This is a genomic window from Ruminococcus sp., from assembly GCF_016283395.1.
Window position 1 is genome coordinate 15769 of sequence record NZ_JAEEMU010000035.1, and the last position, 13661, is coordinate 29429.

At 41.2% G+C, this 13661-nt stretch carries 11 protein-coding genes; 10 read left to right on the forward strand and 1 reads right to left on the reverse strand.

From position 1 onward, the window contains the following. Positions 1-50: 50 nt before the first annotated feature. Positions 51-2453, reverse strand: a complete 2403-nt coding sequence (locus tag QZZ41_RS04270) for a glycoside hydrolase family 11 protein (protein ID WP_295068615.1) — start codon at positions 2451-2453, stop codon at positions 51-53. A gap of 855 nt (positions 2454-3308) precedes the next feature. Between QZZ41_RS04270 and QZZ41_RS04275 the strand changes: the two genes are divergently transcribed. From QZZ41_RS04275 to QZZ41_RS04320, 10 genes are all read left to right on the forward strand, one after another. Then, positions 3309-4727 (forward strand): GGDEF domain-containing protein, encoded by a 1419-nt coding sequence (locus tag QZZ41_RS04275; protein ID WP_295068618.1) that lies wholly within the window; start codon positions 3309-3311, stop codon positions 4725-4727. A 108-nt stretch (positions 4728-4835) separates the two neighbouring features. Beyond that, on the forward strand, positions 4836-5057 hold the full coding sequence (locus QZZ41_RS04280; RefSeq protein ID WP_295068621.1) for a hypothetical protein: 222 nt from the start codon (positions 4836-4838) through the stop codon (positions 5055-5057). Between the two features lie 451 nt (positions 5058-5508). Continuing rightward, positions 5509-8319 carry a glycoside hydrolase family 11 protein gene (locus QZZ41_RS04285; RefSeq protein WP_295068624.1) on the forward strand — a complete coding sequence of 937 codons (2811 nt, stop codon included), beginning with the start codon at positions 5509-5511 and terminating at the stop codon, positions 8317-8319. Positions 8320-8875: 556 nt separating this feature from the next. Further along, positions 8876-9895, forward strand: a complete 1020-nt coding sequence (locus QZZ41_RS04290) for a site-specific integrase (protein WP_295068626.1) — start codon at positions 8876-8878, stop codon at positions 9893-9895. A 174-nt stretch (positions 9896-10069) separates the two neighbouring features. Further along, positions 10070-10747 carry a ParA family protein gene (locus QZZ41_RS04295; RefSeq protein WP_295068628.1) on the forward strand — a complete coding sequence of 226 codons (678 nt, stop codon included), beginning with the start codon at positions 10070-10072 and terminating at the stop codon, positions 10745-10747. Next, positions 10744-11739 carry a ParB/RepB/Spo0J family partition protein gene (locus QZZ41_RS04300; RefSeq protein WP_295068632.1) on the forward strand — a complete coding sequence of 332 codons (996 nt, stop codon included), beginning with the start codon at positions 10744-10746 and terminating at the stop codon, positions 11737-11739. The genes QZZ41_RS04295 and QZZ41_RS04300 overlap by 4 nt, the downstream gene beginning before the upstream one ends. A gap of 194 nt (positions 11740-11933) precedes the next feature. Further along, complete coding sequence (locus QZZ41_RS04305; protein ID WP_295068634.1) at positions 11934-12263, forward strand: hypothetical protein; 330 nt, start codon at positions 11934-11936, stop codon at positions 12261-12263. A gap of 278 nt (positions 12264-12541) precedes the next feature. Continuing rightward, complete coding sequence (locus QZZ41_RS04310) at positions 12542-12808, forward strand: hypothetical protein (RefSeq protein WP_295068637.1); 267 nt, start codon at positions 12542-12544, stop codon at positions 12806-12808. Positions 12809-12912: 104 nt separating this feature from the next. Continuing rightward, positions 12913-13311 carry a single-stranded DNA-binding protein gene (locus QZZ41_RS04315; protein ID WP_295068640.1) on the forward strand — a complete coding sequence of 133 codons (399 nt, stop codon included), beginning with the start codon at positions 12913-12915 and terminating at the stop codon, positions 13309-13311. A gap of 78 nt (positions 13312-13389) precedes the next feature. Continuing rightward, positions 13390-13611 carry a hypothetical protein gene (locus QZZ41_RS04320; protein ID WP_295068643.1) on the forward strand — a complete coding sequence of 74 codons (222 nt, stop codon included), beginning with the start codon at positions 13390-13392 and terminating at the stop codon, positions 13609-13611. Positions 13612-13661: the final 50 nt, after the last annotated feature.

Here is a 13661-nt window from a genome sequence, read left to right on the forward strand (position 1 = left end):
CACCGATTCTGCGATCGGCACATACTGACTTTAAACACTCACGTATTCAATTAAACACGTGTGTGGATCTGTCCGCCTGCAAGAGTCTTGCCCTTTGCAGCTGCCATTTCAGAAATGCTTACGTTCTGGTAACCATTCTGAGCGAGCCATGGGAGTACTTCTTCCATAGCTGCAGCTGTTGCAGCATAGTTCTCGTGGCAGAGTACGATAGCACCTTCAAGTGAGCCGTTCTGAGCAGCCTGCTTGATTGTGTTTACGATCTGATCCTTTGAAGCACCGTTCCAGTCCTGAGTGTCGATAGCACAGCTGATAAGCGGTACATCGTAGAGAGCTGACTTAACCTGTCCGCCGCCATCGAGATATGGAAGTCTCATGAGGTGTGAAGGCTCAGCACCGATGATGCTCTTGAGCTTGCTGTTGCACTGCTCCCACTCGCTTCTGATCTGCTGTGAGCCCAGTGAACCCAGTGACTGATGTGACTTTGTATGGTTAGCTACTTCCATACCGTTCTGGTACTCGTACTTAACCTGATCGTTTGTCTTGATCCAGTCACTTACGATGAAGAATGTAGCTGTCATGTTGTTCTTGATAAGAGCGTCAATGATTCTGTAACCAGGATCTGACTTGCTTGTAGCTGATGCACCGTCATCGAATGAGATAGCGCAGAGCTTCTTGCCAGCCTGAACGCCGCCGCCCTGAGGCTGACCGCCGTTATTCTGCTGTCCCTGGTTCCAGTCATTGTTCTGCTGACCGCCCCAGTTGTTCCAGTCATTATTCTGGTTCCAATCGTTGTTTGTTACGCCGTTCCACTGGTTGTTGTTCTGGTTATTCCAGTCCCAACCCTGATTCTGGTTGCCCCAGTTGTTCCAGTCGTTGTTCTGCTGGCCCCAGTTATTCCAGTCATTATTCTGCTGACCCTGGTTATTCCAGTCCCAGCCCTGATTCTGGTTCCACTGGTTATTGTTGTTCCAGTCATTGTTCTGGTTCCACTGGTTGTTGTTCTGGTTATTCCAGTCCCAACCCTGGTTCTGGTTCCACTGGTTATTGTTGTTCCAGTCGTTGTTTACAACGCCGTTCCACTGGTTGTTGTTCTGATTATTCCAGTCCCAACCCTGATTCTGCTGACCCTGGTTGTTCCAGTCCCAGCCCTGATTCTGGTTCCACTGATTGTTGTTCTGGTTGTTCCAGTCCCAGCCCTGATTCTGGTTCTGATTCCACTGGTTGTTGTTCTGGTTGTTCCAGTCCCAACCCTGATTCTGGTTCCACTGGTTATTGTTGTTCCAGTCGTTGTTTACAACGCCGTTCCACTGGTTGTTGTTCTGGTTATTCCAGTCCCAACCCTGGTTCTGCTGGCCCCAGTTGTTCCAGTCATTATTCTGCTGCTGGCCCTGGTTGTTCCAGTCCCAACCCTGGTTCTGCTGGCCCCAGTTGTTCCAGTCGTTATTCTGCTGCTGACCCTGGTTATTCCAGTCCCAACCCTGGTTCTGCTGGCCCCAGTTGTTCCAGTCGTTGTTCTGCTGCTGGCCCTGGTTATTCCAGTCCCAACCCTGGTTCTGCTGGCCCCAGTTGTTCCAGTCGTTGTTCTGCTGCTGGCCCTGGTTGTTCCAATCCCAACCCTGGTTCTGCTGTCCCCAGTTGTTCCAGTCATTGTTCTGCTGCTGACCGCCCCAGTCATTACTCTGCTGCTGTCCGCCCCAGTCGTTGCTCTGCTGGCCGCCACCGCCGCCTGCACCTTCTGTAACAGTTACGCTCTTTACGTTAGCCTGTCCGTTTGATCTGTAACCTTCGATATTGAGTGATACTTCGTAAAGTGTACCTGACATATCAAGACCTGCTTTTTCCCAAGCCTCGAAGTGCTTTGATACATCGATAGTACCCTTCATGTAGTTTGTCTGGTTGTTAGCTGAACCACTTGTTGTTCTGATGCTCCAGTACTGTGGGAATGTTGCTGTACCATCGAGAGAAGGCTGATTGTAACGCATTGTCTTGGCAATTTCATATGTGTTGCCGTTAAGTGTAACGTTACCCTTTCTCTCTCCATCATTTCCGGGTGGTCTCCAGTCGCCCCAACCTTCAACGATGTAGTATTCCATAAGAGGATTTCTTGTCCATCCGTAAACGCACATATAAGAATTTCCTCTTGGTGTGTACTCAACATCATATGTAAGAACGATATTTCCGAAAGCCTTGTAGTTCTTCTTCTGGCTGTCGTAATTCTTACCCATACGTGCAAGGAAGTTTTCAATATTGCTCCATGAGCAGGTAAAAGAACCTGCGCCCGGATTCATTGAAACCTGGCCCTGACCGTTCTGGTTCCACATTTCGTAGTCGTATCCGCCGATATTGCCTCTTGTCTGCTGGTCAGCAGCAGAAGCTACAGCCGGGATACTTGCTGCGATCATCATTGCAGATGCGCCTGCGCTAATGATCTTCTTGAGTTTTGTAAGCTTCATTCTTAATCACTCCTTTGTTTTTTTACAAAAATAATAAGTAATTTCAGAATTAAGTAATTTCCCTGAGTAGGTGCTTTCTTTATGTCATAATTATATATTCCCGACAATACAAATTACAAGTCGTTTTTTGCCCTCATAGTTCAAACTAATCAAAAATTGCTATTACAGCTTTCCAAATTAGCGGCTATAATAAGCCCGAAACAACGTATCTACTTACAATAGTTAACCAAAAGAAGCTGTTTTACAAGAAGTAAAAAAGTACTTAAAAAAAACAAAACATAATGGCTTTTTCATCTTTTAACGTAGGAATTTTACTATGACGATGCTTTATCTCCTGTTTTCAGACACGGAAACTACCGCGCAGTTTATACAAAAATTTCCCCAAAGTATTATTTTTTTCGTGCGTTTCCATTTTCACATAGTTTTCACACAAAGAACACCTTTGTCACAAGCTCAAAAACACTTCGCACAATGCACAAACCGAAAGAAAAAAATTCGTAAAAAACGCCTATTAGCATTTTGCACATAAGCCAATGATCGCAAGCGACATTTTAGTGAATTTTGACAATTATTCAAAAATTGTTGCAATAAAGCCATATTTTTTCTCAATACCCCACTTTTTTCGCCGCCGCCATACGGTTGACTTATATATATTATTATGTTATAATTACAACTAACAAAATTATTACCACATATAAGATATTTTTATACAATTTGTTTGTGGCTATATATAATTTACTATAGGGTCATAAAAAATAGCAATTTTTAACTCCCGATAGCAATTATTGGTTAGACGTAATCTGCTGATGCATTTATAATATTATATAAGCTGTTGCAGCTTCAGGGGGGATATTTTTGAATTCAGGCTTTCACTCATTCTCGGAGCATATAAAAGCAATGGCGAGTGTTTTTTCCGTTGAGGTTTTCCCAGACGGGACTTACGGAAATATAAGACTTGTTACGGGTAACAAGATATTCTTCAAGATAACTGAGGATAACCGTGAAAAGATCGGTGAGAATGCGATGCACAACACTGATTTTGCTCCCGATCTGCCTTACGACAAATATATCCCCAAGGATAAGAATTTTGAGGAATTCTGCTACCGAAGTGCTATACTCGGCGAAACACTGCACACCTATATCCGTCCCGAGCGTATGCCTATATGGATACATCTGACGGCTATACCGCTGCAATCCGACAAGCCGAATATCGGCTACTGCGCTTATGTGCAGAGCTTTTCGGAAGTTCCCGATTACTCGCTTATGACAAACATCGCTCCCGATATTGCTTCTAATGTATTACAAATATGTATGAAGCTCCGCGGCGCGAACAGTTTCACAGCTGCTTTAAATGATATAATCTCTGATTTACGCAGAGTCTGCAACGCCGAACACTGCTGCATCCTCTCAACTGATTTCAATCAGCGCAAGTGTTCAATACTTTGTGAGGCTCTCAGCGAAAACAGCAAGCTTGCCTTGCTGGATAAATATGTTGATGACGAATTTTTTGCCGTTGAGGACACATGGCACGAAACTATCGCAGGAAGTACCTGCGCTTTCGTCAAAGACAAGCAGGACTGGGAAAATCTGCAAAAAAGAAACCCTGTATGGTACAGCTCTATAAAGCAATCGGGCATAGACAATATCATTCTTTTCCCTCTCAGGTATCGCAATGATATCCTCGGTTTCATCTGGGCTTCAAATTTTAATCTGGATCAGGCTATGAAGATAAAAGAGACTCTTGAGCTCACCACATATTTCCTCGCTTCAGAACTGGCAAGCCACCAGCTTTTCAGCCGCTTGGAAATACTGAGTTCTCAGGACGTTCTCACAGGTGTTCAGAACAGAAATGCCATGAACAACCGGATAGACAGCTTCATTGCAGACAGTTCAAATTCAGACGAGCCTGTCGGCATTGTATTTGCAGACCTCAACGGTCTCAAACAAGTCAATGACAACGACGGACATTTCGCAGGCGATCTGCTGCTGAAAGATGCTGCACTGACCCTACAGAAGCATTTTCCCGAATATGAGATTTATCGCGCAGGCGGCGATGAATTCATGGTCCTTGCATTGGAACCCGACAAAGATAAATTCACAAAGAAGGTGGAACGTTTCAAAGCTGATACTTCAGCACCCGATACAGTTTGCTTCGCCGCAGGCTGGAGCTACGAAACTGTGGGAAATATCAGAAAAGCCTTGCAGACTGCGGACACTAATATGTACGCAGACAAGGAAGAATTCTATAAAAAATACCCTGAGCGAAAACGCTGAATATGCATTTATAAATTCAAAACCGCATATATTGATCGAAAATACAAATTACTACCAGACCCGAAACAAAATCTACTTTTATAATTTTCATAATAAGGAGAAATGACAATGTGTATTGAAATGTTTGGAAATATTCACAGACCATACGACCAACCAACACCCGAACTTACCAATTGGGATAAGCAGAAAACATCTGCAAGGGGAATGCAGAAAACTGTACGGGGACAGAAAGAAATAGAAAAATTAATGCACGAGGACGAAAAGAAGCTTATCGCCGAGTGCCTTGTGACATTAAAAAGAGTAGAAAAAATAATCCACGAACTTGGCTAATCAATCTCACCAACTAATACCATTTTCTTTTCCGATCAATACTAAAGGTTTTTGAATTTCTGATTTATAATGGAGGTGAAGCACCTGACTTTTTAGTCCGGTGCTTCTTTTTTGTTCACGGCACTGCTCCCCCACTCCTGCGGCTTACCGAACGAGATCTTGTCAGCACTCGCATTTATATCCATATTAAATCATTTTTGGTAAAAATATGCATTAATCGCAATCTGTAAGCTAAATGAGTTTTAGGCAAAAAAGTACGCTGTTCAAACGTAAAACCGCAATAAATCGGAATTTAATACAGCAATTATTGGTCAGTTATTATTTTAACAGCAATTTTTGACTTGTATTACAGCGAGTCAAAATACTATAATTATGTACAGATAGACATACGAGCTCGATTTTATTCTGAGGGATAACTTAATCTAAAAAAGACTCAGAAGGAGTGAGCGAAGTGAATTTTAAGAAACTCAAAAAGATCATCGGCGCAGGTGCTTCCACAATGATGATCGCAGCTGCTATCCCTGCTGTTGCTTCTGCTGCTGATCAGCAGACAAGAGGTAATATCGGCGGATACGACTACGAAATGTGGAACCAGAACGGTCAGGGTCAGGCTTCAATGAATCCGGGCGCAGGTTCATTTACTTGTTCTTGGAGCAACATTGAAAACTTCCTTGCACGTATGGGTAAGAACTACGACAGCCAGAAGAAGAACTACAAGGCTTTCGGCAACATCGTTCTTACTTATGATGTAGAATACACACCAAGAGGCAACTCTTATATGTGTGTATACGGCTGGACAAGAAACCCTCTTATGGAATACTACATCGTTGAAGGCTGGGGCGACTGGAGACCACCCGGAAATGATGGAGAGAGAAAGGGTAACGTTACACTTAACGGCAACACATATGAAATTGCTAAGACAATGCGTTACAATCAGCCTTCTCTCGATGGTACAGCAACATTCCCACAGTACTGGAGCATCAGAACAACAAGTGGTTCAGCTAACAATCAGACTAACTACATGAAGGGTACAATCGACGTATCAAAGCACTTCGAGGCTTGGGAAAAGGCAGGACTTGATATGTCAGGTACACTTTACGAAGTATCACTCAATATTGAAGGTTACAGATCAAACGGTTCTGCTAATGTAAAGAGCGTTACTGTTACAGAAGGCGCAGGCGGCGGTCAGACTACCAACGACTGGAGCCAGAATACTAACCAGCAGAATAACGACTGGAACCAGGGCAACCAGAACAATGACTGGGGCAACTTCGGTCAGAACAACGACTGGAGCAGCTGGGGACAGAATAATGGCGGTTTCGACTGGAATAACCAGGGTCAGCAGAATAATGACTGGAACAGCTGGGGTCAGAATAATGACTGGAATCAGAACAACGGCGGTTTTGACTGGAACAACCAGAACAATGACTGGAGCAGCTTCGGTCAGAACAACGACTGGAATAATCAGTCTTGGGACTGGGGCAACCAGGGTCAGCAGAATAATGACTGGAATAACCAGAACCAGGGCTGGGACTGGAACAACCAGAACAACAACCAGTGGAACGGCGTTGTAAACAACGACTGGAACCAGAACAACGACTGGAACAGCTGGGGACAGAACAACGGCGGTTTCGACTGGAACAATAATAACTGGAACCAGAACAATGATTGGAACAATAACAATCAGTGGAACCAGAACAATGATTGGAACAATAACAATCAGTGGAACCAGAACAACGACTGGAACAACAACCAGTGGAATCAGAACAACGACTGGAATAACTGGGGCAACCAGAATCAGGGTTGGGACTGGAACAACCAGAACAACAACCAGTGGAACGGCGTTGTAAACAACGACTGGAACAATAACAACTGGGATTGGAACAACCAGAATAATGACTGGAATAACAATAACCAGTGGAACCAGAATAACGACTGGAATAACAATAACCAGTGGAATCAGAATAACGACTGGAATAACAATAACCAGTGGAATCAGAATAACGACTGGAACAATAACAACTGGAACCAGAATAACGGCGGATTTGACTGGAATAACCAGGGACAGCAGAATACTGACTGGAACAACTGGGGCAACCAGAATCAGGGTTGGGACTGGAATAACCAGAACAACAACCAGTGGAACGGCGTTGTAAATAACGACTGGAACCAGAACAACGACTGGAACAGCTGGGGCGGTCAGAATAACGGTGGTTTCGACTTCAGCAACATGGGCGGAAACGGAGGTTTTGACTGGAACAATCAGGGCCAGCAGAATACCGGATGGAACACCTGGGACAGTCCAAGCAACGGCTTAGACTTCGGCAACGGTCAGCAGACCAGCGGCGATCCTTTTGACTGGAGCGGTATGGCTGGCGGCTTCAACAACACAAATAACACTATCGGCACAGATGCAGGCAACGGCGGAAACGCTACATCAGGTCTGAACGCTAAGATCAGACAGGATATGCCTACTACAGTTCCAGGCGGCGTTGAGAAGAGCGGTCAGTGCAAGGTCGAGAAGAAAACATATAACTGTAAGTTTACAGGCGGACAGAAGAGCTGCAACGTAGTTCTTCCTCCAAACTACAACCCAAGCAAGCAGTACCCTGTAATGTATGTACTCCACGGCATCGGCGGTGACGAGAACAGCATGGTAAGCGGTATGGGCGTTCAGGAACTCCTCGCAGGACTTATCTCAGCAGGTAAGGCTGAGGAAATGATCATCGTTCTCCCAAGCCAGTACACAAGCAAGAACGGCAACGGCGGCGGTTTCGGTATCAATCAGGAAACCTGCGCAGCTTACGATAACTTCCTCTATGATATCTCTGACAGCCTTATTCCTTATATCGAGGCTAACTACCCTGTAAAGACAGGCAGAGAAAACAGAGCTATCACAGGATTCTCAATGGGAGGCAGAGAGGCTATCTATATCGGTCTTATGCGTCCTGACCTCTTCGGCTATGTAGGCGGTGCTTGCCCTGCTCCAGGTATCACACCAGGCAGCGATATGTTCATGACACACCCAGGCTGTATGCAGGAGAGCGAAATGAAGTTCAGAAATGTAGGTCCTGAGCCTTCTGTATTCATGATCACAGGCGGTACAAACGACTCTGTTGTTGGTACATTCCCTAAGCAGTACAGCGATATCCTTACAAGAAACGGTGTCGAGCACGTTTACCAGTCAATTCCTGGCGGCGGACACGGTGCTGATTCTGTAAAGCCACATCTCTATACATTCATGAGATACGCATTCAAATAATAGCACAAATGATTAAATAATCCTTTCAAAATACTCAGTTCAAAATATAAAAAACATGAAATAAATACATTGCAAAGGTTCTTATATTTCAAAGATAAACGCCGTCCGTTATGGGCGGCGTTTTTATTGGCATTTATCAGTATAAACAAAAAGCTCACGCAATTGCGTGAGCCGATCAATCAATGAATAAAGAATAATGAATAGTGAATAAATAAAATACAGAAACGCCCGTCAGACATATATTATGATTTATACATTATTCGCTTTTCATTATAATTTAAGCCCGTCACATCTGTGACGGGCTTTTCTGGTTGGGGTGGAAGGATTTGAAAGTTCCATCTCAACACACTAATGTGTATAATCAATATTATGTGAGTTAAGCGATTTATATGTAAATTATTATAGCACAATGCAAATCGCTTGTCAAGAGCTTTAATGAAAAGTCTGATACTTACTGAACATAAATGTTTCAGTAGGTATCAGACTTTTTTTGTTTTTATGCTATAATTTTCATGGCAAAGAACTTCATGCCCAATAATTATTCAGGAGGTATTCTATGAAATTTGTAGTTAAAAAAGAGGAAGAGCAAGATGTTTTGGAATATATGCGTAGCATAAGTAACATTCCAAAATACGAACCGATGGAAACAACTCTTGTTGAATGGTGCGAATATTGGCTACAGACAAGAGCTAACAATCTCAAGGAGTCGACACGTTCATCATATGAAGCGGTGATTAAAAACCACATTAAGCGTGTATTCAAGGACATGAGACTTGATGAAGTGACTTCAGAAGATGTACAACTCTTTATTAATAGCCTGATTATAGGCTATCAATTACCTGAGCCATTAAACCCTAAAACAATAAGAAACATTCACGGCGTACTTCATAAGGCGCTTAATGTTGCTGTAACGCTCAATTATATTGAATTCAATATCGCAAAAGATATCGTTTTGCCTCATGTTGAAAAAAAGCCGCAAAATCCTTTGAATGATATTCAACTTGAAAAGTTCTTTGATAGAATAAAATGTCATGAAAAAGCCGATATTTACAAATTCGACCTTTTAACAGGATTAAGAGAGTCGGAATTAATAGGACTTACAGTGGACTGCTTCAATAGAGAAGAAAGGACATTAAATGTATATCGACAGCTTACTTATAATAAAAGAAAACATATATATGAATTCACATCCTTAAAGAACAGCAAATCTCGTGTTCTAAGCCTTACACAACAAGCATATGAGCTTCTATGCAAATATTGCCCAGATTCTATTGTATATAATAAAGATGTTTTTATTTTCAAAAACAGAGAGGGTGAACACTTTACCCCAGCTGCTCTATACAATTCACTAAAGAAAGTTATGAGATCTATTGGTTATCCCAAAGTAACTTTTCACGATCTGCGACATACTCATGCAGTATTATCGTTGAAAGCTGGAATGGATATAAAAACACTTCAATATAATATGGGACACTATTCAGCAGCTTTTACTCTTGACGTATATGGACACTGTTTGGATGAAATGCGTATATACGGTGCAGAACAGCTTGGCGATTACATGAAAAAATTTGAATAAGTTGCTATTTGTAGCAACAACTATAGGTTATTCTCCTCTATGGGGTTTATAACATCACGGATGGTGGTTGCAACACACAAAGGGCAGTTGAGCCTTCTCTGCCCTGTTCCGTGATTACATACATAAAAGAAGGTATAATATAACGCACAGAAATGTGCAGAAAGAAGGCTCGTTATGAATAAAACACGAAGAATAGGTATTTATAACAACAAAGGTGGCGTAGCAAAAACAACATCAGTTATAAACATTGCTTACGCATTTGCAAAGAAAGGTAAGCGTGTACTTGTTGTGGATTGTGATAATCAGGAGAACTGCTTCTCATTTTTCTTTTCAAATCAGTCCACAAAAGAAGTATTTGATACAGAATATGACGGTATTCTGCATACAACGTGGCAGAAATACATTTCTATGGACGTTGCTACTTGTAACAACGACTATGATTATATCCTGTTTGACCTTCCCCCAGCTTTGAGCGATGAAGTTAAGCAGATAATACAGCACCTCGATGAAGTATATGTACCTACAATGCTTGGTGAATTTGAGATACAAGGCTTAAAAAAGGTTACTGACGAAATCAATAATCAGGGAACAAAGCTCGGTGGTATCTTTGTTACTATGTTTCAAGCAAAGAATGATAAGGAACTTATTGAGGAATTCCGCACAGTACTCAAAAATCGTCTTATGAATACAGTTATTCCATTTTCAACTACTGTTCGTGAATCTCAGAAAGCTGGGCTTCCGATAGAAGCGTACTTTCTTAAAAGAAATGTACCGCAAATTGGTACATCATGGAAAATAGTAAATGCGTACAATAGTCTTGCAGATGAGATACTGAGGGAGGTAGAAGCATGAAAAAAAGTATGTTAGATAACTTAAAAGCAGTCGTATCAAACACTCTTACCGATGATATAAAGATGATTGATATTGATGAGCTGCATGAGTCAGCCGATAATTTCTTTGTCGTAGAGCATATTGAACAGTTTGCTCAGACAATACTCGGTCAGGGTGGTGTTAAGGATAACCTTATTGTAAGGCCACTAAAAACAGGCGGTTATGAAATAATAAGTGGTCATCGCCGCAGAGCTGCTGTTCAGTATCTCCTTGATAAAGGTGAGAACATAGCTCGTGTTCTCCCCTGTCTTGTTCAGAACTATGCCGATGAAGATGATAAAATGCTTGACCTTATACTTATGAATGTTTCGGCAAGGCAGATTTCCGATCAGGAACTTTGGAAGTGCTATGAAACGCTCGATAAGATTTTAAAAGAGAAAAAGGATAAGGGTGAGTATTACGGCAGACTTCGTGACGATATTGCAAATACACTTGGCGTATCAGCTTCACAGGTTGGAAAAATGCAGAATGTAGATAAAAACGCAATTGAACCTGTAAAAGCAGCCGTTGCAAGTGGAGAATTATCAATAAGTACTGCAAATGAGATAGCAAAGCTTGATAAAGAGGAGCAGAGTAAGATTACCGATCTCAGCAAAGTACAGCCAAAGGATATAAAAAAGAAAGTAGTTGAGAAGCCCGTTGTTACAAGTAGCAACGATGATAGTTCAGACTATGACGATGATGAGGAAGTCCTCGACACAAGTATTGATGATGAACCTGAACTTCAGGCAAAGTTAAGAGAAGCAGTAAAACGTACCAATGATGAAACAGCCGTTGCTACAAATAGCAACGATGACAAATATACTACAATTGCTATGAAAGGATACTTACTGCTTGCAGCTGAAGAAGCTTCTTTTTCAGTAGAGCAGATAAATGCTCTTTTGGGTGGTATAATGAAAGCTCTTAAAAATTACGATAAAGCAGAAGCTGAGAATAAGTTCCTTTCAAGATAAAAAAACAAAGTTATTTGGAAGAACCGACGAAACAGCCACTAAAGATTTTCAGTAAATGAGGACGTTTACTTGAAATATAATGTTGGTGATTTCTTTGACTCGCATAACTATGAAAGCTCCAGTGAAACAGTTACAAATGTAACAACAGTAATTGACGGTACAGAGTAAGAGCTTGTACCAAGAGGAGAATAAAAATGGATATATTATTAATCATTCCAATTATATTGTTCCTTATATCATGCTTTGCTGTCTATGCCTTTTTCAGTGTGCTTTCTCAATGGAAGAAAGAAACAGATGAAAGTTGGAATACGAGCTATATGCAGCGAACAATAGGATTAGGAATAATCTTTATAGGCACATTAATTTCGTCTATAGTAATATTACGTATGATGTATAACAGTCAATCTTCTGGAAGCAATGTTCAGGAAACAACAGCTGCAACAGATCAACTAACAACTTATCAGACAACCGAAATCAATGGAACAGAGTACGATCTTGTACCAAGAGGAGAATATAATGGATAAATAAAATAAGGAGCTTTTACAATGATATTTACCGCAATTTTTAAAAACAGGGAAATGGATTGATGAAGCAATATGCTTCGAGCAAATAGTTGGTGCAATTACTGCTTGTTTAATTGCAAAATTAATTCCTGTTGCAATAGTATTTATCGGATTTGTAAGAGTGGATAGCTTATGATTGAAGGATAAAGAGAAATAAGCATTGTTTAAGCGTACTGAACTTTCGGTACGCTTGATAGAGTGCTTATGCACAAAAATAAAGAAACAAAGGAGGAATAGTTATGACCGATGAAGAAAGAAGAAATGGCATGAGAGTGTTAAAATCCGTAGAAATTGGAATAAGAGAAGTTGAAAAGCAAACAAACATTAAGATACTGGCTTGTTCCAGTATTATAAGCAATCAATCTTCCGATATAGTATGTTTCACTGGATATAATGAAATAAGGTACGAATTGCCGTATCAGGTGTTCATGACTATTCCTGAGAAACGTATCATCATTGAAGTTGCGAGAGCTTTGACAATTGTATTTAATGACTACGGACAGTAAAATTGCTACAAGTAGCAATTGTTAAGGCTGTTCGATTAGTTCAAGTCAATTACGTTGCTACAAATAGCAACGTAAAAACAATATAAAAAACGGAGGTATGAATTATGAACAAAGCAATTATTATGGGTAGACTTTCCGCCGATCCTGAACTCAGGAAAACAGAGAGTGGCATTTCAACGTGTCGTTTCACTGTTGCCGTTCAGGAGGACTATAAGAACAAGGACGGTTCAAGAGACGTTGATTTTATCAACTGTAAAGCATGGCGTTCTACTGCGGAGTATGTAAGCAAATACTTTAAGAAAGGTAGCAGAATAGCCGTTATAGGAAAGAACAAGTGTGACGTTTACGATAAGAACGGTGAAAAACAGTATTACAACTATGTCAAAGCTGAAAGCGTCGAATTTGCTGGATATAATAAGCCTGCATCTGGCACAGCAGATGAAGCTGACAGGGATTTCCCAGCAGAGTTTGATGAGATAATATCTGAGGACTCGCCGTTCTAAGACTTGCTACTTGACTTCACAGTGACGATATGATATAATTTGTTTAATATATTTTTCTTTTCGAGGAGGTAGCAAAATATGGGTAAACAAATCAAAGATGTAGGTACTCTTTTTATGGTAATAGGTGCAGTTCTTGCCCTTGCTATCATATTTGTATTAGTTGCTGGAGACTCATCGCCGCTTGGCAGATTTGTTAATCACAACTTCTTTTTCATCACTGTAGGCGGTCTTTTATCTTTTCTGATAGGCATTATTGTCCGTAGCATTGGTAAATCTAAGGAAGCAAAAGAGCAAAAATAAAACATAATAGAATACATATTATAAAAGCTTTAGTATAAATACTAAAGCTT